We start from the raw sequence: 26,230 nt of genomic DNA, 5'->3' as shown, positions 1-26,230 counted from the left end.
GTATTAATTTGCTTTTTTAGCTTTGATACGAGCAAGAATGTCGCTACTTTTTTGGTTTTGTGCACCAATACCGGCATCTGCAAGTTTCGCTTTTAAATCATCGCCATTTGTAGCAGCTTCAAGTTGCTTTGCCGCACCAAGTTGGTCTTGACGATCCTGTTGACGCTGTTTAATGCGTTCTAAAGATTGACGGGCATTAGTCATTGAGGAGTCGTTTGTATGTAATGTACTGTTAACTGCCATAGTGGCTTTTTGTACGCTCTCAGTCGTCTTTACCATTGTTAATTGACGCTGATTTTCTTTTATCGATTTTTCTGCTTCTTTAACCTGCTGTTTAAGCACTTCAATGTGGTTAGTAAAACCACTTAATACTTGTTCATGTTCAGCTTTTTCTGTTTCAAAATCGCCAATCTTTTCAGCAATTTCTAATGCTAAAGGCTCGTTACCTTTTTCCAGCGCTTGCTCAGCGTAAGTTTCATGCTCAGCAATGCTCTCATCAATTGCACTGATTTTGCGTTTAGTTTGCATTTCTTTTGCCATTACTTCAGTTAAGCTTTTTTTCGCTTTGTGAAGGGCGTTTTGTGCGTCAGCAATTTCTTGTTCAAATATACGGATGCCATTAGCGTCAACAATTGATTCGCCAACTTCTCTAGCACCACCACGTACCGCGGTAAATAATTTTTTTAAAATACTCATAATCTGGCTCCACTATTACTCATTTAAATAAGCGGTTACTGCTTCTAGCGCATCAATTGCATTGTCAGCTAAGGTAACCAGCTCGTGGGTTATTTCATCCAAAGAAGAACTAACAGCTAACGCACCAAAAATCGCGTATTGTGTATCGATTTTGGCAAAAGCACTTAAAGGAATTGGAACATTCAACTTTAATAAAGCTTCATTTAATTCATGGCGTAATTCTGCTTTAACTTCACTTTCGTCAAACAGGTAACTGATACACATTAATTGCTCTTCAGTGCGTGTGACAAAAATGGGTAATTCATCATTTCCCTCTACAATCACTTGCAGTACTTCTTGTTCACCAGGATTGGCAATTAAGAAAGATTCAAAGTTAGCTCCCTCAGTTTCGAAGTTTGCAAGTTTGATTGATAATTCGTTTAATTCCATCTTCTTTACCTTATTAACTTTGACATACTATGTCTGATTAAAGAATTACATGACTGACATATTATGTCAACCTGTAAAATTAATTTTTATATAACTCTGATTCTGCTTGCCACGCTTGACGGTAATAGTCGTATAGCACACCTGAGCCTAATCGATTGACTTCAATAACACTGTTGTTATCAAAAAAATTATTTGGAAAGGCAAATGCAGCCTTTAAATACGTTTGATTCAGCCAGTTATTGTTAATGGGCATTTCACTAACTTGTTCAATTCGTTTGCTTGCTGGCTGGCCTGCGCGTGTGGCGATAGTCCAGCCCCACTGGCCAAAAGATGGGATGTTTTGTTGGTACTGTTCAACATGCTTAAAACCAGCTTGTTTAACGGTTTTAGCAATGCTAATAAAAGCATTTTTGGCATGATAGGGAGAAGTAGACTGAACAACCAGTGCACCATCTGGGGCAAGTAACTGTCGAATGTGATTGTAGAAATAGTCGCTGTAAAGCTTGTTAAGATCTGGGTGGTTAGGATCTGGCAAATCAATAATGATGCTGTCAAATAGGCGGCCTTGATCAAGCATTTTTTCCACTTCCAAAAATGCATCGGCAATGATGATGTTTGCTCTAGGATCATTAAACGCGTCGCCGTTAAGTGTTGTTAACTTTGAAGAAATATACTTATGGTGTTCTTGGATTAAAGGGTGTGAAGCATTTTTCAATCCAAATAAGGATAATAACTGACCATCTAAATCAACAAGTGTTGCTTGTTGCACAGGCCACTTCAGCACATCTCTAAGTGCTAGGCCGTCACCACCGCCAATAATTAATACTTGCTCATGACGGTTGGCAGCCAGCATCGCGGGGTATACCAGCATAGTGTGGTAGATATGTTCATCGGCACTTGAAAACTGAAGCCGTCCATTTAGAAATAGGTCATTGATAGGAGCCGTTTGTGTTCTACTTAGTCGTTCAGTGAGAACTATGTGCTGATACTTAGTCGATTCGGAATATATCACTTTGTCTTTGTATAACACATTGCTTAGATCTTTCATCCAAGATGTCGCAAAAAATAAAAACAGAACAAATAAGCCGAATAACACTATGTGAGTCACAAGCAGTGATTTAGCAAATTTAACATGCTGATGGTAACGCGCTAAGAACACTAAGCCCGCGACAATATTAAAGAGTGCTGTCCAAGCCGCAGCTTGCATGATAGGTAAAGAAAGCATTATGGATACCCAAATAGCAGCTCCAATACCTGCACCAATGTAATCTGCACCATAAATAGTACCAGCATTATTTTCTAAAAATCGACCGTAAACATGTTGCCTAATTCTTGCTATAAGAGGAATTTCCATTCCAATTAGAATGCCTAATACGAAGCCAAAAACATAAGGTAAAAAGCGAGCCGCATCTTGAAGCTGTTCGAAAACATATCCATCAAGCGGGATACTTGTGGGTAAATTATAAAGATTGGAGAGTGTATGTGGCAGGGTATAAGTGAGCGCAATAATATTGGCAATAATTAAAATGCTGCTCATACCCAGAAATGCAATTAAACTTTCTAGCCATGCAAAGGCGGTAAAGGGATCTTTGAACCAACGTGCTAGAAAGGCACCAATCCCCATAGCAACAATCATGGTGCCAATCATGGCATAAATGGCGCTTTCTACAGCGCCTAATACTCTTCCCGCGTAATGCGAAAGTAAATATTCATAAATAAGGCCGCAACCAGCTAAGATTGCCATAACACTTATAAGCAGAATATCGTGGCCAAGCAAACGCAATTTGCTGGCCGCGATAGCTGGGGGCGTTGAGGTGGAGGTTGTCAAATCTTAGACACCTATAAAATATAAATTCTCGGAAAACTTAAGCGCCAAGTAAAGTCGCCATTGTTATGCCAATTGAAAATGAAACTGCTGCGGAAATGGTAGCTACGCCTATATTCTTTTGGCGATTAATTTCATCAGATATATCCGTACCAGAAAGAATCGCTTTTATCATGATTAAATGAAGCAGAATAAAAGCAGCTATGCTGATTAGGGCGGTAATTGACCAGTAAACAAGACTTGCAGTGATGTTGTCAGCGACGTAAGGGGCAATACCCGTCGCAGCAGTTAATGCTAATGCACTACCAATTAAAAAGCCTGCATAACGTATACCTACCGCAATATTATTGTCTGTAATTGCTTGTTGCAAGCAATCCCCATTGCGATTGGTTCGTCTAAATAAAAATATTCGGTACTGGCTCACTAGTAACAAGCAAAGATTACCGATAATAAAGGCGACTATTACAATAGGTAAGCCATGCCAGCCTTCAGTTAATACCCAAATTAGTGCTGAACGGATTACAATCGCTACACTGACTACATGCCCAAAGTCTACTAGTGCAGCAGTAATATTTTCCTTGATAATCTCATCGTGTAGGTTCACTTTTCTAAGTGTCACTTTATCTTGAAAAAAGTGACCAAACTTAATGAGGGCAATACCGATAAGACCATAACCGGCCATTTGTGTTGCTTCTTGTGCTAATGAATCTGCAAAGGCGCCGCTTGTAATGCCTGTTAATACGATGGCAAGCCCGGCTAAACCAGCTGCAAAACTTAATCCGAATGCAAAGTTATCTTTTTCTGTTATTTCGTCGTTAGCATGAAGGTTAGACACCCAACCTTTGATATATTTTAAGCTAACGAATAGGGCGACAATGATAATGAAATCAATTAATAATGCTTGAATCGACCAAGCCGTTAATCCAGTAATGTAATGCATGTTTAGACTCCGCTAATTATTCTTATTTGCCTCGGCTAATGCCGCGAGAAGTTCTACTTGAGCTATTGCGCACCGAGCCAGAGCTCGACTTTGAATAGTTACTCGCTTTAGAGTAACTACTACGCACAGCGGGTGGGGTGTGGCTACTGCGGCTCAATCCTGATGCACCTGTTTTAGTTTTAGCGTAAGGGCTGGTAAATTGTTTGCCTTGGCTTTTGTATGATTGGCGCGTCCTGTTTTCAATTTTATTTTGATGCTTATATTGTTTATAGCTAGTGTACCGCGAACGACCATAGTCGTTGTAATAACTATATTTACGACGCTTGCTCCACCTTCCGTACTCTATTCGATCAAAGATGTCATCAAATATACGGTACATGGCATACCACTGCCAAAAGCTAATACCACTTGAGCTAGTTTGCCATTCGCCATAATTAGGGTTGCCAACTAACTGGTTACCTATATCAGTAGCACTATTAGCTGCAGTTTCTGCTGCTTCACTGATGGCGCCAACTCGGGGCAAAGTGCCGTTAGAGAGGTCTGCTAATACATTTATAGGATCAGTTAAAGCATCAGCAAATACACTGATTTTTGCTGCACTTTTTACTAACTCAATTTGTCTAATCACTTCTTCACTTGGCATTTCAGGTGAAGGTGTTTTTAAATCGCTTAAACGTGAGAGTAGGTTTTGGTATAACGGTCCTTGCTTAGTCGCATCTTGTGTGATCACTTTTGCAATTTCACTTAATTGCGGATTTTGCTGACTCAGCGTTTTTCCATATTCAGTTAATAGCTTTGCATTATGGATTTGCTTCTTATCTAACGCATTACCTAAAGCGTTAACTTCAAGTGTTGCTTCTTCATGTAATAGTTTAATTGTTTGTTGTGTTCGCTCTTCTTTAGAGTCGCAGCCCAATAATAAGCTGAGCAAACAAAACAAACTAATCAGTTTCCAAGTTTTGATCTCTGACATTCATTGTCACCTGATTTGCAGCTGTTAATTTTTCGACATGCATTTTTACATAGCCATCTCGGATAACCAAGCGAGAAAGCTTAAATTTGCTTATAGCTTAGTAACAAAATAATAAATAATTTAGAGGGCTCGATTGTGTGGTAGAAACGAGTTCGTGCTTGCAAGGAAGGCTAATACAGGAAGCTTTTAAGAATGTAGCGATTTAAATTAGCTAACTTTCTTTACATTTATTCTTATTTTGTAACAAAGAACAATTGATAATAAGTATTATTTCTATAGTATAACGAGCAAAATTTCATCTATAAAATAACTATAAAGGAATATCTAGTATGCGTTTGAAATCGCTCACTCTTGCCTTGTCGGTGTCTTTGCTAGCTTCTTGTGGCGGAAGCTCGTCATCAGATAACTCTAATCCGCCTCCTATCACTCCAGAAAATAAAACAATCACAGGTAAAGTGATCGATGGTTATGTGCGTGGTGCAACAGTGTGGCTGGATTTTAATGGTAATGGCCAGTTTGACGAAGGCGAGCCAACGGCTGTGTCAGGTGACGCAGGTAATTACTTACTAGAGTTAACTGCAACTGAAGCTAAATGTGCTGCATACACAGCTGTATATGTAGATGTACCTGTAGGCGCTTACGATGAAGATCAAGGTGAAGTGACAGAAGCATATCAAATGTATCGTCCACCACTGTTTGCAGCGATTACTGACGATACATTACTCAATATTTCACCTTTAACTACCGTTTTATGGGAAGGCGTTAAGGCTGAGTTAGGAATAACTCCTGTAGAAAGTTGCACTGCGTTATTAAACGATCAAGAAAAGCGCGATAAAATGAAAGAGCGTTTATCTAATACTATTTATAACACTGTAAATAAGTACAATATTTCGTCTGAAAAAATATTTTCAGACTTCATTGCGGAAAATGATGCGGAAACGACACTGCTAGCTTTAGAAATTGTTAAGGGGCTTAAGCAGAGCTTTGCATATGCATCTTCACTTGAAACACAGTATCCAAATGCAACTGAAAGGCGAGTAGTTCATTATCAGGATACCCATGTTGCACTGCCAGACCCAAATGAGCATGTTTGGTTTAGAGATGTTCATATTTCGTATGGTGATGCAGGTTACTTAGGGCGAAAAGATCAAATGAATGACTCACTTACTCAAGTAATTCGTCCTATATATTATCGTGATGTTGTTGCAAAACCTTGGAATTCTGGAAGGATTGAAACTACTACAGATGTGCGTTTTATGGGAGGAGAAACAGATCAGTTTGATTGTAGTTTTTCTGAACAAGTACTTGTAAATAGCAATGGAGTAGAGTATTCAATATCTAACTCTTCAAAGAATTTACATTTAATTGATGATCATACTAACTGTCAACCTACAGAAGTTGGAAGCATAGGCTGGAGAAACTTTTCGGCTTACTATAATGAAGGTGGTAAGTCGTTCTTTACCTCAGTTTCTCAATGGCAAAGTTTAACACTACCTCACTGGATAGATCTTGCTAATAATGAAGAAGCTTTTGACACTCAAGAGTTAATCGATGAGCTTTCAGTAATGGGTTATAAATTTGATGAAGAAGTTCAGATCCCTTATAACAGCTGGTATAAGCGATATGACTTCTCTCAAGGCGATCAGTTAACACAAGTTACTAAGAATAATGAAGGCTTATGGGAAAGATTTATTCGTGCTAAAGACGGTACACATACTACAGAGTGCAGCTTTGATGGAGAAACCTGGGAAGCTTGCTTAGAAGATTAAAAAGTATTAATGCAAATTAATAGTGAATGAGCCATGGTGTTAATTTCGTCATGGCTTTTTTTATTTCTACAATTCAGAATTTAATACTTTAAATAGGTTTATAAAGAAAAGTGCTCTGCTAATATTTTCTTTGTAAATTCAGTTTTTAGATAAAAGCCTTTTGGTAGTGTTTGGATTACGGTGCCATCTTTACCAATTGCATTTGTTAAGGCTTTGGCATTTGCGCCTTTAGGGCGAAGCTGCATAACAGTACCAATTCGTGCCGTGATAGACTCCACTTCACCGGTAGCAATCATTTCCATAATTTCTTCCCAGTCTGCTTTTAAACTATTCATTTGCGCTTCAGAAGGGCTCCAGATAAAGGGCGTTGCGATTATGCGTTGTGATAAAGGAATAGTCTCATTGGCGTGTGTTTTGGTGACAATGGGTACCCATAAAATGCGCCTTAGTTTTTTATAAACATTGCTCTGATGCCACTTTAGCCCATTAACATTAATCAATGGGGTAATGCTGACGTAGGTTGTTTCTAGTGGTTTACCACTTGGAGTGATGGGTAAGGTTTTTAATTCAATACCTAATTGCGGGAAGTCTGGTTCTGGACGGGAGGCCGCACTTGCTCCAAGTGCATGTTCAAGCATTTGACCTAGCCAACCCTTGTCTTTAACTAAATTTTTTGGCGTTGCAGCATTAAATTGTTGAGCTAATTCAGCAATAGAGTGCCCTGCAATGCGATTACATCGTTCCAGTAATTCGTTTTCAGATTGTGGAGGTGTAGGCTTTTGTGAATAAGAGCTAGTCATTTATATTTGTGGTAACAATGTGCAAATTAGCAAATGAATATACGTATTCTATCATTGACAATGTTAAATCATAGGGAAATTGTTTATTCACAATTCGAGCAGTTATTACTTTTTAAACTGTGAATAAAGTTATGGTTAAAAATGATACAAGCAATGTTATCCACAAGTTTTATTTTTGCAACGCGGATTGGTATGAAGGTAAGTTATTGAATTTATTTGTCTATTTTTATTTTCTACATTTTGTGCTGTTGTATAACTAAATTAATTCGCTTTCCAGTTAAACTTTTAAACATATTTATCCACAGTCTGTGTGGATAGTCTAAGGTTGTACCTGAGTATAAAGTATTCATACAGAAAATTGTCGTTGCTCAAACTAAGCGAATATGGTTGAATCTTACCATTAAAGATTGTTTTGCTAGGATTTAACGTGATAGATGCCGAAGGCTTCAGAGCGAATGTCGGCATTGTAATCTGCAATAATCATGGACAAGTTTTTTGGGCTCGTCGGTTTGGTCAGCACTCTTGGCAGTTTCCACAAGGTGGGATAGATAAAGATGAAACGCCTGAGCAAACCATGTATCGCGAGCTTAAAGAAGAGGTGGGCTTAAATCGAGATGATGTTGAAATACTTTGCACAACCAAGCATTGGCTTCGATATAAGTTACCAAAACGCTTAATAAGAAGAGACAGCAGTCCTGTTTGTATAGGTCAAAAACAAAAGTGGTTTTTATTACGACTTACCTGTAAAGACAGTGACGTAAATTTGTTGGATACTAGCCATCCAGAGTTTGATGATTGGCGCTGGGTAAGTTATTGGTATCCTGTAAGACAAGTGGTTTCATTTAAGCGAGATGTTTACCGTAAAGTCATGAAAGAATTTGCACCGATTGCATTGCCATTTCAAAAGAAAGAAGGAAAGAGATTTAAACGATAAAGCAAATGTTGTAACACGAACAGCTTGGTAGCTAACGAGAGCGTGTGTTGCTTTAATATCTATTATGCTTACAACTTTGCGAAGAATCGTTCAGGAAGTAAATAGAGAACCTGAACTTAATACAGCATTAGAGAAAATGGTTTGCATGACTAGGCAAGCCATGGCGACTGAGTGCTGTTCAGTTTTTTTAGCTGATAATAGCCAGCAGCACTTTATGCTGATGGCCACTGATGGTTTAAGCCCGGATGCGGTTGGCCGGCTTACCGTTGGTTTTGCTGAAGGTGTTATAGGCTGGGTTGGTCAACGAGAAGAACCTATAAATCTAGCCGATGCATCCTCACATGAGCGGTTTAAAGCTGATCCCGAAGCGCACGAAGAGCAATATCGTGCGTTTTTAGGCGTGCCAATTATCCATCATAAAAAAGTGTTGGGTGTTATTACCTTACAACAATCAGAAGCGCGTGTATTTAGTGAAGATGAAGAGGCTTTTCTAGTTACATTATCTGCACAAATTGCATCTGTACTTGCTCACGTTGAAACCAAGAAACACCACTTTTCTGCCCCCAAACAATCTACTCATCAAGCAATTCATTTAAAAGCTGTGGCGGGTGCTGCTGGTGTAGCAATGGGGCAGGCCGTCATTTATTCGCCGCTGGTGGACTTTGATAGCATCTCGTTAAGTAAAATAGACAACATTGACGAAGAAATTGAGTGTTTTTATAAGGCTGTTGAATTAACTCGTAATGACTTTGAAGAAATGTCACGAAAATTGTCGGAGCACTTACCCTCTGATGCGCTGAATATTTTTGAGATATATCAGCAAATGCTTGACTCTGCCAGTATTGGGAAAGAAGTTATTGCACACATTAAAATGGGCTGGTGTGCAATGAGTGCGTTAAAAATTGTCGTGAATAAGTTTATTGATCAGTTTTCTTCAATGGAAGATGATTACATAAGGCAGCGGGCGACAGATGTGTGGGATTTAGGGTGCCAAGTACTAAAAAACCTACAAAAAAAGCATCATCATACAGAAGAGCACCTAAAAGTAGCTGAAGACGTTATCTTAATCGCAAATGAAGTGACAGCGTCAATGCTAGCCGACATCCCTCGTAAGAACTTAAAAGCCATTGTTTCTGTAAAAGGCTCAACCAATTCACATGCCGCTATTATGGCGCGTGGTATGGGGATCCCTGCTGTGCTTGGCGTAGAAGAGTTACCTTTAATGGACATTGAGGGTAAAACACTGGCAGTTGATGGCTATAACGGCTTTGTTTTAGTTTCACCACCTGACGCGGTAATCGGTGAGTATCAAAAGCTACTTGATGAAGAAGCGATGATGCAAACGCAGTTACTTGAAGAAGTACACTTACCATCAAACACTCTCGATAATGTAGCCTTCTCTCTTTTACTTAACAGTGGCTTAGGGCTTGAAGCTGAACATGGCCTTCACCTTCATGCTGCAGGTATTGGCTTGTATCGTACTGAGTTGCCTTTCATGTTGAAAGAGTACTTCCCTTCGGAAACGGAGCAAGCAACGCTGTATCGCCGCGCCTTAGAGTTGTATCCAAACGACCCTGTAACAATCCGCACCTTAGATATTGGTGGTGATAAGTCACTCCCTTATTTCCCTATCGTTGAGGATAATCCATTTCTTGGATGGCGTGGGATTAGAGTGACACTCGATCATCCAGAAATCTTTTTAGTGCAGATCAGGGCGTTGATAAAAGCAAATATAGGAAAAGGTAACCTTAAACTGATGCTACCCATGGTGGCTGATGTAGGAGAAGTAGATGAAGCTCTACGCTTCATTAAGCAAGCTTACTTTGAGGTAAATGAAGAGTATAAAGCCCAACATAACGTTAAAGACATTAACAAGCCGAGTATAGGCGTGATGTTAGAGGTGCCTGCAGCAGTCTTTCAATTACAGGAACTAGCCCAAAGAGTCGACTTCTTTTCAGTAGGCAGCAACGACTTGACCCAATATTTACTCGCGGTAGACAGAAATAATGCTCGGGTTGCATCGTTATATGACTCATTCCATCCCGCGGTGTTACGGGTGTTAGCGAAAATTGCAAACCAATCAGCGAATTTGCACACGCCTGTGAGTGTTTGTGGCGAGCTTGCAGGAGAACCTCGTGGTGCAATCTTATTACTTGCAATGGGATATCGAGACTTGAGTATGAACCCGCAAAATTTACTTAAAGTTAAATACGTCTTAAGGCACATTAGCGTTAGTACGATGACAGATATACTTGATCAATGTTTAAATGCATCTTCAGCACATAACGTTAAAGCTATTATGGATAAAGTACTACGAGCACATAAAATGTCGCACCTTATTCATGCAGGTGGTTAATACTCTATCATTTACCAGTTAATCATTTTTGTGACCTTAAAATTGATTGTATCTTTCACAGTCAGACTTGCTACAATAGCCGCCGTAAAATTTAAAGGCGATAAGTAATAATCTTTTAAAGTGTGCTCACCAACAGGGCGAGTAATGAAGGATTGTGCATAATATTCAATTACCAGTTTGACAGCTTGTAATTACTCATACTAATAAGAGATCAATACTAATGTTAGAAATGCTGTATGTTTTTCTACTGTGTGCCTGTCTTGGTGGTCTAGTAGGCGTCTTAGCAGGTTTATTAGGTATTGGTGGCGGGCTGTTGGTGGTCCCTTTTCTTATGTTTCTTTTACCTTATTTTGAGATAGCAACGCCAGAAAAAGCGGTGGTTGTTGCAATTGCCACTTCGCTAGCTACGATTATTTTTACTTCATACTCCTCTTGTTTAGCACATCATCGTAAAGATAATGTTCCTTGGGAATTTGCCCCGTGGATAATGTCTGGCGTGGCTCTCGGAGCTGCATTGGTTGGTGTGTTTGCCAGTCAGGTTAATGCAGAGTGGCTTAAAAATATTTTTGCTGTTGCGGTTGTGTTTATCGCAATTAGAATGGCAACAAGCAAAACAGTTATTCATACAGATAAAACATTGCCGCCAGGCCCTGTAATAGTATTAATAGGTACCGTGCTGGGCGGTATGAGTTCATTGGTGGGGATTGGCGGTGGTGCGCTAATTGTCCCAACGTTGAATTATTTTGGCGTAGACATTCGTCGAGCCATTGGCGCTGCTGCAGCGTGCGGGTTTGCTATTGCAATATTTGGTTCAGCTGGATTTATTTATAGTGGCTGGGAGCAAACTAACTGGCAAACAGGTTATTTGGGGTATGTATTCTTACCTGCGGTATTTGGAGTTATTATAACTTCAATGTTAACTGCACCGATCGGTGCAAGATTGGTACAAACGATGCCAATTAAGAAATTAAAACGAATTTTTGCGGTGTTACTGAGTATTATCGCGCTGAAGATGATTTTTAGTTAGGAGTTATTGTTTACATGGCGTTAGCTTTTCCACAAATAGATCCCATTATTTTTGAAATTGGTCCTCTTGCTGTTCGTTGGTACGGATTAATGTATTTGGTAGGCTTTGCAGCGGCCTTATTTTTAGCTAATAAAGCGGCTGAAAAATCCCAAAATGAATGGACCAAAGAGCAAGTCTCTGATTTATTATTTTTTGGCTTTTTGGGCGTTATTTTGGGGGGGCGTATCGGTTATGTTCTGTTTTATCAGTTTGAATATTTTCTGCAAGAACCGTTATATCTTCTCAAAGTATGGGAAGGCGGAATGTCTTTCCACGGTGGATTGTTAGGCGTCATAACCGCAATATATATTTTTGCAAGAAAAGAGAAAAAGCGATTTCTTGAAATTGGTGACTTTGTTGCGCCACTGATCCCTATTGGGTTAGGCGCTGGCCGTTTAGGCAACTTTATCAATGCTGAACTTTGGGGAAGAACAACCGACGTGCCATGGGCATTTATTTTTCCTGGGGCTGGGCCATTACCACGACATCCGTCGCAGCTTTATGAATTTTTATTAGAAGGTGTGGTGCTGTTTATAATTGTTTATCTTTTTGCTAAAAAAGACCGACCTGCAGGTACTGTGGGTGGATTGTTTTTAGTGGGATATGGTAGTTTCCGCTTCATTATTGAGTTTTTCCGAGAGCCTGATGCTCACCTAGGGTTATTTAGTGGTTGGGTGTCGATGGGACAATTATTGTCGTTACCAATGGTTATAGTTGGACTAGCACTGATAATTAATGGCTATAGAAATAGTAATAAACCTGTTTCTGTTTAAGTAAACGTCCAAGTAAGTAATTTGTAAAAAGTTAAATAAATAGTAGATGTTAGTATGAAGCAATACTTAGAGTTAATGCAGCATGTTATCGACAACGGTGACAAGAAAGAAGATCGAACTGGTACCGGCACTCGCAGTGTATTTGGTTATCAAATGCGATTTAATTTAGCCGATGGTTTTCCGTTAGTGACAACAAAAAAGTGTCATTTGCGCTCGATTATCCATGAACTGCTATGGTTCTTAAAAGGCGAAACGAATATTGCCTACTTAAATGAGAATGGCGTATCAATATGGAATGAGTGGGCAACGGATGATGGCGAGCTTGGCCCTGTTTATGGTAAGCAGTGGCGTAGCTGGGATGCCGGTGATGGAACGTCAATTGACCAAATAACCGAAGTAATTGAGCAAATTAAAGCTAACCCGGATTCAAGGCGCTTAATTGTAAGTGCGTGGAACCCGAGTGTACTGCCTGACTCATCTAAGTCTCCAAAAGAAAATGCGGCCAATGGTAAGCAGGCGCTACCTCCTTGTCATACCCTATTTCAGTTTTATGTAAGTAACAATAAGTTGTCTTGCCAGCTTTATCAGCGCAGTGCTGACATCTTTTTAGGTGTTCCATTTAATATTGCAAGCTATGCGTTGCTTACTATGATGATAGCGCAGGTATGTGATTTAGAGTTAGGCGAATTTGTTCATACTTTAGGTGATGCACATTTGTATAGTAATCACTTAGAACAGGCAAATGAGCAGTTAGGGCGCACACCGCACCCATTACCAAAAATGAAAATAAGCCCTCAAGTAAAACATATCTTAGAATTCAACTTTGATGATTTTGAGTTGATTGATTACCAATCTCATCCGCATATTAAAGCGCCAATAGCAATTTAAAGGAATAATCCATGACAATGAAAGCAGTAATCCCTGTGGCTGGACTTGGTACTAGAATGTTACCTGCCACCAAAGCAATCCCTAAAGAGATGTTACCAGTCGTTGATAAGCCGCTTATCCAGCATGTGGTTAATGAAGCCATTGCTGCAGGAATAAAAGAAATTGTGCTGGTGACTCATTCAAGTAAGAATTCAGTTGCAAACCACTTTGATAAAAGCTTTGAATTAGAAGCTACGCTAGAAAAACGCGTTAAGCGCCAACTTTTAGAAGAAGTGCAAGCGATTTGCCCGAAAGATGTGACAGTCATTAGCATCCGTCAAGGTGAAGCAAAGGGGTTAGGGCATGCAATCATGTGTGCGTATCCTATCATTCGCGACCATGCTTTTGCAGTGTTATTACCTGACGTATTGATTGACGAGTATCACAGTGACTTATCTAAAGAAAACCTTGCAGAAATGATGGCGCGCTACAACGAAGATCAGCACAGCCAAATTATGGTAGAGCAGGTGGCTCATCAAGACGTGAATAAGTTTGGTATTGTTGATATTAATGGCGATCAATTAGCGCCGGGTGACTCAACCAATATCAAGAAAGTGGTAGAAAAGCCCTCATTAGACGAAGCGCCAAGTGATTTGGCCGTTGTTGGCCGATATGTGTTAAGTGAAAAAATTTGGCCTTTGTTACAAAAAACGCCACCTGGTGCAGGTGACGAAATACAGCTAACCGATGCTATTGACATGCTATTAGAACAAGATCCGGTACAAGCGTATTATATGAAAGGAAAAAGCCATGATTGTGGTAGCAAGCTAGGCTATATGAAAGCAAACGTTGAATACGCGTTAAGACACAGCGAATTAAAAGAGGAGTTTGGTGAATACTTGTCGGAGCTGGCACAGGCCAAGCTAACACAGGTAAAAAGCTAACCACAATTAATGACTGGAAATCGTAGCATTAAGCATGCTGCGTTTCCTGCCCTTTAAAAATATAAGTTGGCACTGTTATTGCTGTTAAATTTGTATGTTGTAATTTAACGGTATTGAAAAATGAAAGTGTCATTTATTTTCCTATTACTGGCAAGTATTGCCGGGTGTTCATCGCTACCTATTTCTTTTTCGTCTTCAGAAAATGCTGAGCTGCCAAGAGAGCAATACACGCCTCGTTCAAGCAACTATTCCATTCATCACTATACTGAACAATTAGCTGAAAAGTTATTTATGTCGCTTTCAGACTTTAAACCCTATGGCAGAATCGCAGTCGGTACTTTTACACCTGTCGAAACATTGACACATTCGAACAATAAAAACAGTCCTGTACATTTGGTCGGCCTGCAATTGGAAGAAGGGCTAATGTCTTCTGCAACCCAGCGCGGATTTACGGTTATAGAATATAAAACGATGCCGATAATTAAGATGACAAAGTCGAGTGATTTAATGTTGTCAAGAAATGTGGCTGATTTGCAAGCGCAGCAGCACATTGATTACTTTCTAACAGGCACACTAACCCAACAAGAGCGAAGTATAGTCGTTAACGCTAGACTGATTAACATTGAAACGCGCGAAGTGATTGCAGCAGCAACACACTTTGTGCCTGCTAATATTTTTTGGGCTGAGGAAAAGGTAATCAGCCGCAATGGTGTAGTAAGCCGCACAGCTTACTAACGGAGGAAACATGAAGAAATTAACCCTGCTATTGCCCGCAATTATCTTATTGTCTGGGTGCAGCACCGTCGAACGTTGGATTGGAGCAGACGATTCACAACCAAAGAGAGTGATAGTGCAGGATAAGCATGATGTAGATCGATATCATGACCAAGCAAACTCTGTAAATGTGGTTGGTTTACAAAATCCTTCTACCAGCTCTGCAGCCAATGCTAAATTTCAAATGACGAATCAATTAAATATTCCTTATAAGCAAAATTACCAAGGGAATGGCGATAGAATAATGGCCATGGCAGCTTCAGGTCACAATATGCGCGCGCCATTGAATAAGAATATTAATCATTACGTTCGTGGCATTATGCATCGAATGGTGGAAAATTTGCAGTTCGTCAATGAGAAAACACCATTAGGCGTAACCAGTTTTGTGTTTCTTGATGGTGATTACCAGCATGCATCGTTACTGGGCAATCAAATATCTGAAAGCTTCATTCACGAGATCCATAAATTTGGTATACCGGTCATCGATTTTAAAACCACCAATTACATTCGGGTTACTCCTCAAGGTGACTTTATTTTTAGCCGTGATTTCTTGGAATTAGAATCTGAACTACCTATCGAGTACGTTGTGGCTGGCACACTTGTTAAATACCAAGCAGGGTATTTAGTGAATGCGCGTATTGTTGGTATTGATACCAAAGCGGTGGTTGCTTCAGCACAAGGGTTTATTCCAAGCTACGTGGCTAACGCATTATTCAGTACCAGTGCAAAAGATGGCGTGTCTTTAGTACAGTCTGAAGAGTAATACAGGGCTAATTTGGTAATTACAATTGAGGTATAAAGCTTGTGAAATTATCTAACATAATCATGCCTTTATTAAGCGTTGGCTTGTTACAGGGGTGCTTAGTGACTCCAGTAGTGGATACGCCGACTGTGTGCAAATTTGACGACGGTGAATACTATTATTGTGGTGCCACAGTAAGTAGTAGCGAAAGTACAATGGTGTCACAATCGTCAAGTACATCTAGTACGGTTACGTATGCTAGACCGCAGAACACTGCATATTACCAAGAAGGTAAAGAGTACGCTGAAATCAATCCAGATGAATATATGGTTGAAACAAACCATATGTTCTCGCCTAGCTTTCATCATAAGTATTTAAATGAATATGCAGAACAGTTGGCGATTAAACTAGTTGAGAATTTAAGAATGATGGATGCAACTTCTTCAGTTGCGGTTACCTCATTTGTTGATTTGGATCCTACTTTGAAAAATACCAATATTCTTGGTAACCAACTTGCCGAAAGCTTAATTCATGAAATTCAGCAGTTTGGAGTACTAGTTGTTGATTATAAAACGATGGGTAATATCCAGCTATCCGAGTCTGGCGACTTTGCATTTTCTCGGGTTCATCAAGAGTTAGATAATATTCAGAAAATTGACTATATATTGTCGGGTACACTGAGCTATGGTGCAAACGGTGTCATGGTTAATGCGCGAGTGGTTCACACAGAAATGAAAACGGTAATCGCCACAGCCAATAGTGTCATCCCATACTTTGTACTTTCATCACTTGGCCCTAGAGTCGTAGACTATAATCAATCAGAAGAATCAGATGAGACTCAATAACTCACTGCTTTAATTGAAATTAAGAGTTTACAATGCAAATTGTATAGGCTTAAACTAAGACCACTTTTAAGCTACGTTGGCCCCGTAGTTAAATGGATATAATAGGGACCTCCTAAGTCTTAGTTACAGGTTCGATTCCTGTCGGGGCCGCCACCAAATTAGGTTATTTGTTACTCTCAAAATTAGATACTAAGTTATCCGTGAGTGCTGTCACAGCATCAATGTCAACTTTTGCGGCTTTCCCTAACACATCGTATAAATGTTTTGGCGCTAAACCGTAACCCGGTCTTACACTCTTCACATTATCTAACGTGAATAACTCTCCCTTTTTAACTGACTTCGTTACATAAAGTGAACGACGAAACTGCAGGTTTTGCTGCTCAGCTGGTTTACATTCATATCCAGCGATGCCAAGTGCTTGCCAGCTTTGTTGTACATTTTCACATAACTGCTTTAACTCGCTTGGTTCAAGTGAAAAGGCTGCGTCAGGTCCACCGTCTTCACGTGATAGCGTAAAATGCTTTTCAACAATTGTCGCCCCTAATGCAACGGATGCCGTAGCGGCAACGGTGCCCATTGTATGATCAGAAAGTCCAACTGGCACGTTAAACGACTCAGCTAAATCTAGCAATGTTCGAAGATTGGCTTGCGAAACAGGAGTAGGGTAACCACTGATACAATGAAGTAGGGCAATCTGCTTATTGCCTGTTGAATGCGCAACAGCTAGAGCTTCAGCTATTTCTTCTTTGGTAGCCATGCCGGTAGACATAATCATTGGCTTACCTGTTTTCGCAACATATTCAATTAACGGAGTATCAATCACTTCAAACGAGGCAATTTTATAAGCAGGTGCATTTAATTCTTCTAAAAAATCAACAGCAGTAAAGTCGAATGGAGAGCTAAAAATGGTGATATTTAACTCTTTGGCTTTTTCAAATAGTGTCTTGTGCCATTCCCATGGCGTATGTGCCCATTCGTATAAGTCATGAAGGGTGTGACCTTGCCACAAACCTTCAGAAATTCGAAAATCTGGTTTATCCGACTTAAGAGTAATGGTATCAGCAGTATAGGTTTGCAGTTTAACTGCGTCAGCACCACAGGCTTTCGCTGTTTTAATTAGTTCTATCGCTCGATTTATATCTCCATTATGATTTCCCGACATTTCGGCTATTACGTAAGGAGAGTGATGACTGTCTATGATGCGGTTGTTAATTTTAAACATATTAATCTCTTATATCACCGAATTGTGGCTTTTGCTCGTTAAGTAAATGGGGGGGGGGCTTATATACCAATCTTTTTTTTCACATGTCTGGTATCCAGTACTCGCAAATATTTTTAAGGAAGCTGTATTTCGCGAGTCAATATAAGCTAATAATGTAGTAGTTAAATATCGTTCTCTGAGTAATAACAATGCTGATTTGCCCAGACCCTTGCCTTTATTGGCGGGCGAAATTGCGATTGATACTTCAGCTTTATCTAAATTGGCCTGTTCAAAATCAACTCTTACCATTCCCAATGCTTGATTGAGTTCGTCACTAAGAATATAAATTGCTCGTAGGGGATTGTGAAGTGATGCATGAAACCAAGCAATATGACTTTCTTTTGAGGGGATTTCAGTATTACGCGAAAATAGCCGTGTACTGGGGTCGCACTGCCATTGATAAAGAGTATCGCAATCATTTTGGCTGATTTTACGCAACTTAAGTAAATGTGGTGAAGGGAGCGCTTTTTTCGAGACGGCTTTAGATAACAACGCACTTGCTCTTTGACAGCCGTTACCGTCGCATAACTGTTTACTGTTATTATGCAGTTTAAGACGTATATCGGGTCGGGCGATTAAGTCATTTACAGTGTCTGTTATTTTTTTGGGGGTTATCTCGTCCCAGACTCCCAATACGATCGCAGCCTCCTTTTCTGCAAGTATATGGCCATTGTCCTGCTGGTTATCGGCGTCAATAATACAAACAGTTGGTATGCCTAACGCAGCACGTTCCCACGTCGACATGCCACATGCGCCTATAATCAAATCTTGCTTCGCCATGAGTGCTGCAATATTTGTTACATCAAGAAATAAAGCTGATTTACACTTTGTTTGCAGAAGTTGACGCTGAATAGCAGAAACAGTAGGGGAGGCTGAACTGAGCACAATCGACACACGTATATTGTGAGTAGCAGCAATATCATCCAATGCATCTAACGTAACACCGGAGAGGTTATGGCTATCCATGGCGCCAAAACTTAGCATAACGTTAGATATGGGTTTGGATGTATCAACTTTATGCGTTTTAAACGCATTAAACTGTTGATTTAATAAGGAGTATTGGGTGCCCAACATAAATTGACAGTGTGCTGGTGTTAATTTGGAATAATCACTTTTATTGCGGCTTACAGACTGATCAAGCAGACTGTCGCAGTGATGTGATCTATTTGCTAAGTCGTCTATCGTTAAAATATGTTTTACAAGCGGCTTAATAGGGCGGTACCAATCACTGTGTAAGTGATAATGATCAACTATGAGTAAAGGAATTATTTTGGCGTCTTGAGATTGAATAACTTCCAGTTGGTTTGCTGTGATTAGTCCATCGTTAATCTGTTTAAATTTCGCCGCTCGATTGTACTCATTTGAAGACAATGGATGAAGATTAAAGCCGTTTGCTTCCCAAAGTTCAGCAAGCTGAGGTGGTAATTCATATGAAATACACGCACACTGAAAGCCATGTTGCTTCAAGGATTGAGCAAGCGATAAGCAACGATAAAAATGACCTGCACCAAGTGCGCTGGAAGCGTCAAACCTAAAAATGGCATGCTGGCTGTTTATCATATTAATAAAAACCACGTAGTAACAGTTTGCCTAATAGTTCCGTTATCTAACTTTGAATACATCTTTAATTAATTCACCTTTAAAATACTTTTCAAAATTATCTTCTTGTTGCGCTTGTTGAATTACCGACAAGCTATGATGATAAGCGTTAGCTAATACTTTAATGTGCTTTTCTTTATGTGCGTAAGATAAATTATGTGTGCCTGCCATTAAGATGCCTTGCGATAGCATTTCTTGAATGAATAAGCTCTTAATTTGATTTGCACTAAAAGTTTCGTTCGCAGTGACTTGCAATAAGCTCCAGCAAGGGTAACCGCACAATGAAAAAGTGTTCGTCATATTCGTGTCAGCAATTATTTTTTGTACATTATCAAGTAATAACGAGCCAATATGATGAAGGTGTTCTGGAATGTTGTGCGTTTGCAGTTTGTTTATCGTGGCTTTGGTAGCTGCTAATGATAAAGTTTCACCTGCAAATGTGCCCGAGTAAAATATTTGCTCCATCAACGCCATGATTTCTTTTTTACCAGTAATGGCCGAAATTGGATAGCCGTTCCCCATACCTTTACCAAATGTCGCTAAGTCGGGGGTAACGCCAAACTGGGTTTGTGCCCCACCAATATTGAATCTGAAGCCTGTAATGGTTTCGTCAAACACTAATACAGCTTGATGTTTATCACATAAAGCTCTTACTTCTTCTAAAAAATTATTTTTAGGAGGAAAAAAGTTAACAGGCTCTAAAATGACAGCGGCAATTTTGTTGTGATGACGTTCAAAAATCGCTTCTAAAGAGGCGATGTCGTTGTATGAAAATGGGTGTGTTAATTCAGTTGTGGCATCTGGCACGCCTAAGTTGCGGCTTGTTGAACCAATGTACCAGTCTTGCCAGCCATGATACCCGCATACAGCAAGGTGATCTTTGCCAGTGTAAGCGCGTGAAAGCCTCACAGCTGCGGATGTGGCGTCAGTCCCGTTTTTCCCAAACCGTACCATTTCAGCGCAGGGAATAAGCGAAATAATTTGCTCGGCAACTTCGTGCTCTAAACGGTGGGGTAATGAAAATGATACTCCTGACTTTAATTGGGCAATCACGGCGTTATCAATTTCTTCGTCCTGATATCCAACAGACACCGCCAATAAGGCATTCATAAAATCTATATATTGATTCCCGTCAATGTCCCAAACTTCTGCACCTTTACCCTTATCAAGAAACAATGGTGCGACTCCAAAGGGCATCGAGTAATAACTTTTACTAAACGTTTGTGAAGCCATGGGAATGGTTTTAGCTGCGCTGTTAAAGAAGTCGATAGAATTTTGGTATCTATTGGTCATATTAGTTGTTCTCACGGTCTTCATTCAGTGACTTTTCTAGCCCTTCATTTCTCATAATATCTTGATTGATTGACTGCCAATGCGGATGTTTTTCTAGCAGCTTTAACACATCCTGATAGTTAAAATGAGGGTTAATAGGGTAGAGGGCTTCATAAATCAATGTAACAAGTTGGTAATCTTCTAACTCGTCAACGGTCCATCGATGATGTGACATATCTTTACTCGCACTTACATTGTGTAGCTTAAAGTTACCTTGGTTTCGTATATATAAAGTGACGTGTTCGCGTTCAGATTTTAACTTTGCTTCACGGTTGGCTCGTTTTAATGCATCAAAGGTAAATACTTCTACATCTAACCCGTCGGGTAATGTAGGAGGGCAACAATTTGAGGTGTAATCGCTACCGTTTTCTATGTGGTGTTGAATCACTTGATCAATTAACTCTGGGTCAATTAATGGGCAGTCACCTGTAATCCTCACTATATGATGCTCGCTATTACCTGATGACGTGCTATTTAAATCACCTAAGTACAGTTCGGCACAACCATAAAAGCGTTTTAACACGTCATTCAAATCACCACGATAACACGCAATATTTAAATGTTTACACAACTTTGCCAGCTCGTCATCACTTGCTTCAGTAGAGGTGGCAACAACTAACTGCTCAATTAGCTTAGCTTGGCTAACACGTTCAAGCTGGCGGGCAAGCATCGGCTCTCCCAGTAATGGTTTGAGTACTTTGTGTGGTAATCTTGATGATGATGTTCTGGCTTGTACAATGGCTAGAATCATAGTTCTGGTTCGCTTATATTACGTATAAATGTAAGTGCTAATTTAGAGTCCAATTTGAGGGGATGATTAACCCCTCGTCATGCTGTTTAAATTGCGATAGATCTAACTTAGTTTTTGTAACGTCAGATTTTCCGCTTGCTTTAACAATTTCTTCAAGTTGTGTGTGATTGCAACAGCCTACTATGGTGACATCAATATATTCTTGTTGTTGAAGGAATCCGATTGCTGCTTCAAGTGGCGTGATGTTGTGCGCCTTAAGCTGACTAAAGTAGGTATCTAATATCGTGTTATAGGGGGCAAAATAATTGGGCCTACTGCTATTTGGTGCCGACTCGTTGGTCATCAGTAGTAGCCCTTGTAAAAATGCGGAACGAGTGTGTATTTCAATACCCGCGCGATGTGCCGCACTCAATAAATTATTATCCAGAAAACGTTGATCAAATACATTTAGAGGTACTTGAATAATATCGATCTTAAAATGATCAAGAAGGTAGTGAAGTTGTTCGGGGTTATATAATGATACGCCTATTTTATTACATAACCCTTGTTGTTTAAGTTCTAACAACTGGTGATAAATTGCAAGACGAGCACTTGAAGGCGGTGATGTAAGGTTATGAATTGGCATTAATGCATTGGCATCATGAAGCATCACCGCATGGAGGTGGTCTTGCTGCAACCTGTCTAAGCTGGCTCTGATTTGTTCTACAAAATCTGGAGATGCGCTGGTTACAGGTGGAATTTTAGTGACAACTTTAAAATTGCTGGTGGAATGATTGGTACTCTGTAACACTTGCCCTAGTCGCTGCTCGCTGTCACCGTAAGCTATAGCTGTATCAAGCACATCAATGCCGTTGTTAGCGGCGTATTGTAATAAGTGAAGGATTTGTTCTTCACTAACTTTACCTTCAGTATTTGAAACGCCGTAATCTAAGCCAAATTGTACGGTACCTAAGCCTAATTGCATGTCTGAACCGCATTAATAACTTCTTTAATAACAATATCTTGTTGTTCTGTTGTTAACTTAGGATATAAGGGTAGGCTAATTGCTTGTGCCGCATGTGTTTCTGCGTTTGGAAACATTCCTGTTGTAAAGCCTAGCCGGGTGAAATATGGCTGAGTATGGATAGGAATGTAATGTAAATTAACCCCGATACCTGCTTGCCTTAACTGCTTAAAAATCAGCTCATGACAATGTTGTGGTACCTTAATTACAAACAAATGATAGGCACTGTAACAATCTTCAGAAACGGTTAAACAGTCAATATCGGCTTGGTTGAACGCGGTCATATAGCGTGCTGCAATGTGATTTCGACGCGTAACATATTCATCGATACGACTAATCTGAGACAGCCCCAACGCGGCTTGCAGCTCAGTCATTCGATAATTAAAGCCTAATGTGACTTGTTCATACACCCAAGGTGCTGGATTTGATGCTGCCATTATCGATTCGTCGCGAGTTACCCCATGGCTACGTAACAGCATTAACTTTTGATGCAGTTCGGGCTTGTTAGTGAGCGCCATACCACCTTCTGCTGTCGTCACAATTTTTACGGGATGAAAGCTAAATACCGTAATGTCTGAGTATTTACAGCTACCTATTTTGGTATTTTGATAGCGCCCACCAATGGCATGTGAGGCATCTTCTATAATGGCAATATTATATTGCTTAGCTAAACCGCTAATTGCGGCCATATCACAACTTTGTCCAGCAAAATGCACAGGAATAATAACTTTAGGTAAGCGATTATGTTTTGCCGCCTGTTCAAGTTTATTCGATAAGGTTTGGATACACATATTGCCTGTTGTTGAGTCAATATCAACAAAGTCGACTTCTGCGCCACAATATAAAGCGCAGTTAGCAGAGGCAACAAATGAGTTAGGGCTGGTCCACACAATGTCTTTTTCAGTTACGCCCAACGCAAGACAAGCAATGTGCAACGCCGATGTCGCACTGTTTACCGCCACCGCGTACTCAGCATCACAATATTTAGCGATGGTTGCTTCGAACTCTGGTACCCGCGCGCCTTGAGTGATTAAATCAGAGGTGAGCGCTTCCATTACGGCATCAATATCCGCTTGCGTGATATCCTGTTTACCGTAGGGGATCATGCCATTGCCTTGTTATTGAAATCAGAAATTTCATCAACAGATAAGAAGTGCGGGTTAGTATCAGAGCTATATTCAAATCCTTCTGTCACCAGTTGCGCTTCTTCTTTAATGGCATTCACCGTGTAGTCATTGCTTCGACTGCTAAAACTTATCGTAGGCGCAATAACGTAATGATCAGCATACTCAAAGGTATGATAAGACAACTCACCTGGGCACATCACTTCATGGAGCTTCTCTCCTGGTCGAATGCCGATGACCTTTTGTTTAAGATGAGGAGCCATCGCTGTCGCTAAGTCAGTGATCTTAATTGAAGGGATTTTTGGGACGAAAATTTCACCACCATACATACGTTCAAAATTCTTTAAAACGAAGTCGACGCCATCTTGTAAACTTATCCAAAAGCGAGTCATATTCTCATGAGTAATTGGAAGTTCTGTTGCGCCATTATCAATAAGGTTTTGGAAGAATGGAACGACTGACCCACGGGAGCCTACTACATTGCCGTAACGCACCACGGCAAATTGTGTGTTATGGCCGCCTGCAATATTATTGGCAGCAACAAAAATTTTATCGGACGCCAATTTAGTTGCGCCATATAAGTTTATTGGATTAGCTGCTTTATCAGTAGAAAGCGCAATTACGCGTTTAACATCATTGTTCAGAGCTGCATCTATTACATTTTCTGCACCATTAATATTGGTTTTAACACACTCCATTGGGTTATATTCAGCGGCTGGTACTTGCTTCATTGCTGCGGCATGAATAACGTAATCAACGCCTCGCATTGCTCTATTTAAGCGATCTCGATCTCTAACATCACCAATAAAATAGCGCATACAGTCTTGGTTGAACACTTGTTGCATCTCAAACTGCTTAAGCTCGTCGCGAGAAAAAATGATAATCTTTTTGGGATTGTATCGACTTAATAAGGTTTGGGTATATTTTTTACCGAATGACCCCGTTCCGCCAGTAATTAAGATGGTTTTATTGTCAAACATAAGTGCCTCTATCCAACACAGTGAGTATTACTGATCCCAGCAAAATATGTGCCTATCAATAATTAGAGTCGACTGAGTTAAGTATTGTCTTAAAAATGCATACTTTATTTCACAAATGAAAGTGTATGATGAAGGTATTAATGACCTCATTTTACTCATTCAGTAATGAAAAAAATAAGTAACTCAGTTAATTGTAATGCTTTGATAATATATCAACTTCTGTAATGGTGAAAGTTTGAAAGCGCTTTCACCACTAGCAGAAGGTTAATATGTATGAGAATTGTGCAAGTTAGCTCATTAAGCGGTAAATAACTGATATTCCTTTACCACTTTTGTATTGCTTTTATGCTTAAGGAGTTGCTGGCGTATTTCGTTTTTACGAGTCAAATACTTGACGAAAACAATGTTGAATTCTTCGTGCAGCGCTTCAAGTGTCGGCTTGTTTTCAATCAACCAATCTTGCTCGGTTGTTTCAAACAACACATGAAACAAATCTTTCTGCTCAGCAATTTTATCATTCACTTCTTCAACTGCATCTTCCGCTAACGCAGAAAGTAACTGTGCGTTAATGGCATCAATTTGTTGAACGATGTTTTCTGGCAGAGTAGGGAAAGTTGATACATTCATCATGGATTAACCGTTTACTGCTTTCTGGGTTAAAAACTCTTCCTTAACGTCGTGCGGGATAGCTTCCCAGCCTTCTTTAATATTTCGCATAATTTCAATAACTACATCTAATAGTTCAGTAGAGTTATTTAAATTAGCTTCTAATAACGTACGTTGTGCATAATCATAAAGATTGTAAAGGTTGTTAGAAACATCACCACCATCATTCATATTCAAGCTATCTTGTAATGCACCTACCAAAGTAATTGAGTCGGAAATTAATTTCCCCTTTTGCTCAGTGTCGTTACGCTCTATATGCGCTTTGGCACCTGATAACTTGCCGATGATGTTAGTTAATACAATTGTGATAAGCTCATACGGGTTAGCGTTTGCAGCCGCATTGATTTTCATTGCTTTGTATTTTTGAATTGATGCTCTAGACATAATGTTTAACTTCCTCAAACCATAATCAATATTTAAAGCAAAATTCGAGCCATATAATAACCCTATTGCTGTAAAACTAGGTGCTCGCCTCGTTAAAACCTAATGTTATTCTCAGTGAACATAAATAGTATCTGCATAAATCTGAAAATCTTTAGGCATTTTATGCAATAAAAATATAACTCTATGATCTTATAATAATTAAGTTGAATGATTTTTGTACTATTAAATATCCAAAGTAAAAAGTCTCAATGGTCCATGAATCAGTATCTATTTATTGATAAGTTACTTTCATTAACCTCTTTAAATATAGTTCTTTTCGGCATATGAAGACAGTTTTACCAAGTTAGCGGTTGGTTAAAATTTGAGCGGAAACTATACTTGTGATAAAATGCACAAG

The 26,230-nt window shown here is 39.7% G+C and carries 25 protein-coding genes and 1 tRNA gene; 11 read left to right on the top strand and 15 right to left on the bottom strand.

Annotated features, from left to right (window positions below; genetic code table 11):
- Positions 1–3 precede the first annotated feature (3 nt).
- From HUU81_RS12560 to HUU81_RS12540, 5 genes are all read right to left on the bottom strand, one after another.
- Positions 4–696 (bottom strand): PspA/IM30 family protein, encoded by a 693-nt coding sequence (locus HUU81_RS12560; RefSeq protein WP_199609274.1) that lies wholly within the window; start codon positions 694–696, stop codon positions 4–6.
- Positions 697–711: 15 nt separating this feature from the next.
- Positions 712–1,125: a YjfI family protein gene (locus HUU81_RS12555; RefSeq protein ID WP_199609273.1), complete on the bottom strand. Its 414-nt coding sequence runs from the start codon at positions 1,123–1,125 to the stop codon at positions 712–714.
- A 79-nt stretch (positions 1,126–1,204) separates the two neighbouring features.
- Positions 1,205–2,869, bottom strand: coding sequence for a polyamine aminopropyltransferase (locus tag HUU81_RS12550; RefSeq protein ID WP_233520625.1), 1,665 nt, complete (start codon positions 2,867–2,869; stop codon positions 1,205–1,207).
- A 121-nt stretch (positions 2,870–2,990) separates the two neighbouring features.
- Positions 2,991–3,890, bottom strand: a complete 900-nt coding sequence (locus HUU81_RS12545; protein WP_199609272.1) for a DUF350 domain-containing protein — start codon at positions 3,888–3,890, stop codon at positions 2,991–2,993.
- Positions 3,891–3,912: 22 nt separating this feature from the next.
- Positions 3,913–4,863 (bottom strand): CHAD domain-containing protein, encoded by a 951-nt coding sequence (locus HUU81_RS12540; protein ID WP_199609271.1) that lies wholly within the window; start codon positions 4,861–4,863, stop codon positions 3,913–3,915.
- A 329-nt stretch (positions 4,864–5,192) separates the two neighbouring features.
- Between HUU81_RS12540 and HUU81_RS12535 the strand changes: the two genes are divergently transcribed.
- The gene (locus HUU81_RS12535; RefSeq protein WP_199609270.1) at positions 5,193–6,632 is read left to right on the top strand and encodes a hypothetical protein; all 1,440 of its coding nucleotides are present in this window, start codon (positions 5,193–5,195) and stop codon (positions 6,630–6,632) included.
- A gap of 98 nt (positions 6,633–6,730) precedes the next feature.
- Here the strand turns inward: HUU81_RS12535 and mutH are convergent, their stop codons facing one another.
- Entirely contained in the window at positions 6,731–7,432 is a 702-nt protein-coding gene (gene mutH / locus HUU81_RS12530) for a DNA mismatch repair endonuclease MutH (RefSeq protein WP_199609269.1), read from the bottom strand.
- Between the two features lie 427 nt (positions 7,433–7,859).
- On the opposite strand from mutH, the gene rppH reads away from it, so the two are divergent.
- From rppH to HUU81_RS12480, 10 genes are all read left to right on the top strand, one after another.
- The gene (rppH, locus tag HUU81_RS12525) at positions 7,860–8,366 is read left to right on the top strand and encodes an RNA pyrophosphohydrolase (protein ID WP_199609268.1); all 507 of its coding nucleotides are present in this window, start codon (positions 7,860–7,862) and stop codon (positions 8,364–8,366) included.
- Positions 8,367–8,430: 64 nt separating this feature from the next.
- Positions 8,431–10,722 carry a phosphoenolpyruvate--protein phosphotransferase gene (gene ptsP, locus HUU81_RS12520; RefSeq protein ID WP_199609267.1) on the top strand — a complete coding sequence of 764 codons (2,292 nt, stop codon included), beginning with the start codon at positions 8,431–8,433 and terminating at the stop codon, positions 10,720–10,722.
- A 220-nt stretch (positions 10,723–10,942) separates the two neighbouring features.
- On the top strand, positions 10,943–11,749 hold the full coding sequence (locus HUU81_RS12515; RefSeq protein WP_199609266.1) for a sulfite exporter TauE/SafE family protein: 807 nt from the start codon (positions 10,943–10,945) through the stop codon (positions 11,747–11,749).
- Positions 11,750–11,763: 14 nt separating this feature from the next.
- Entirely contained in the window at positions 11,764–12,561 is a 798-nt protein-coding gene (gene lgt / locus HUU81_RS12510; protein ID WP_199609265.1) for a prolipoprotein diacylglyceryl transferase, read from the top strand.
- A gap of 54 nt (positions 12,562–12,615) precedes the next feature.
- Positions 12,616–13,449 carry a thymidylate synthase gene (locus HUU81_RS12505; protein ID WP_199609264.1) on the top strand — a complete coding sequence of 278 codons (834 nt, stop codon included), beginning with the start codon at positions 12,616–12,618 and terminating at the stop codon, positions 13,447–13,449.
- 17 nt (positions 13,450–13,466) lie between these two features.
- Positions 13,467–14,372 (top strand): UTP--glucose-1-phosphate uridylyltransferase GalU, encoded by a 906-nt coding sequence (galU, locus tag HUU81_RS12500; RefSeq protein ID WP_325071799.1) that lies wholly within the window; start codon positions 13,467–13,469, stop codon positions 14,370–14,372.
- Positions 14,373–14,492: 120 nt separating this feature from the next.
- Positions 14,493–15,107 carry a FlgO family outer membrane protein gene (locus HUU81_RS12495; RefSeq protein WP_199609262.1) on the top strand — a complete coding sequence of 205 codons (615 nt, stop codon included), beginning with the start codon at positions 14,493–14,495 and terminating at the stop codon, positions 15,105–15,107.
- A gap of 10 nt (positions 15,108–15,117) precedes the next feature.
- A complete protein-coding gene (locus HUU81_RS12490; RefSeq protein ID WP_233520497.1) occupies positions 15,118–15,909 on the top strand; it encodes a FlgO family outer membrane protein in 792 nt (263 codons plus the stop codon).
- 41 nt (positions 15,910–15,950) lie between these two features.
- On the top strand, positions 15,951–16,733 hold the full coding sequence (locus HUU81_RS12485; RefSeq protein WP_199609261.1) for a FlgO family outer membrane protein: 783 nt from the start codon (positions 15,951–15,953) through the stop codon (positions 16,731–16,733).
- Positions 16,734–16,811: 78 nt separating this feature from the next.
- Positions 16,812–16,886, top strand: a tRNA-Arg gene (locus tag HUU81_RS12480).
- A gap of 10 nt (positions 16,887–16,896) precedes the next feature.
- Here the strand turns inward: HUU81_RS12480 and pseI are convergent.
- From pseI to fliS, 9 genes are all read right to left on the bottom strand, one after another.
- A complete protein-coding gene (gene pseI, locus HUU81_RS12475) occupies positions 16,897–17,955 on the bottom strand; it encodes a pseudaminic acid synthase (RefSeq protein WP_199609260.1) in 1,059 nt (352 codons plus the stop codon).
- A gap of 9 nt (positions 17,956–17,964) precedes the next feature.
- Positions 17,965–19,554, bottom strand: a complete 1,590-nt coding sequence (pseG, locus tag HUU81_RS12470; RefSeq protein ID WP_199609259.1) for a UDP-2,4-diacetamido-2,4,6-trideoxy-beta-L-altropyranose hydrolase — start codon at positions 19,552–19,554, stop codon at positions 17,965–17,967.
- A gap of 42 nt (positions 19,555–19,596) precedes the next feature.
- Entirely contained in the window at positions 19,597–20,886 is a 1,290-nt protein-coding gene (locus HUU81_RS12465) for an aminotransferase class III-fold pyridoxal phosphate-dependent enzyme (RefSeq protein ID WP_199609258.1), read from the bottom strand.
- Position 20,887: 1 nt separating this feature from the next.
- Positions 20,888–21,676 carry a cytidylyltransferase domain-containing protein gene (locus HUU81_RS12460; RefSeq protein ID WP_199609257.1) on the bottom strand — a complete coding sequence of 263 codons (789 nt, stop codon included), beginning with the start codon at positions 21,674–21,676 and terminating at the stop codon, positions 20,888–20,890.
- Positions 21,677–21,713: 37 nt separating this feature from the next.
- Positions 21,714–22,640 (bottom strand): aldo/keto reductase, encoded by a 927-nt coding sequence (locus tag HUU81_RS12455; RefSeq protein ID WP_199609256.1) that lies wholly within the window; start codon positions 22,638–22,640, stop codon positions 21,714–21,716.
- Positions 22,631–23,785: a UDP-4-amino-4,6-dideoxy-N-acetyl-beta-L-altrosamine transaminase gene (gene pseC / locus HUU81_RS12450; protein ID WP_199609255.1), complete on the bottom strand. Its 1,155-nt coding sequence runs from the start codon at positions 23,783–23,785 to the stop codon at positions 22,631–22,633. The genes HUU81_RS12455 and pseC overlap by 10 nt, the downstream gene beginning before the upstream one ends.
- Positions 23,782–24,783: a UDP-N-acetylglucosamine 4,6-dehydratase (inverting) gene (pseB, locus tag HUU81_RS12445; RefSeq protein WP_199609254.1), complete on the bottom strand. Its 1,002-nt coding sequence runs from the start codon at positions 24,781–24,783 to the stop codon at positions 23,782–23,784. The genes pseC and pseB overlap by 4 nt, the downstream gene beginning before the upstream one ends.
- 297 nt (positions 24,784–25,080) lie before the next feature.
- Positions 25,081–25,413: a hypothetical protein gene (locus HUU81_RS12440; RefSeq protein ID WP_199609253.1), complete on the bottom strand. Its 333-nt coding sequence runs from the start codon at positions 25,411–25,413 to the stop codon at positions 25,081–25,083.
- A 3-nt stretch (positions 25,414–25,416) separates the two neighbouring features.
- A complete protein-coding gene (fliS, locus tag HUU81_RS12435; RefSeq protein WP_199609252.1) occupies positions 25,417–25,833 on the bottom strand; it encodes a flagellar export chaperone FliS in 417 nt (138 codons plus the stop codon).
- Positions 25,834–26,230 lie beyond the last annotated feature (397 nt).

It is taken from the genome of Flocculibacter collagenilyticus, assembly GCF_016469335.1.
GTDB lineage: Bacteria > Pseudomonadota > Gammaproteobacteria > Enterobacterales > Alteromonadaceae > Flocculibacter > Flocculibacter collagenilyticus.
Note: the sequence above shows the minus strand (reverse complement) of the source record. Positions and strands in the feature narration are given on the sequence as shown.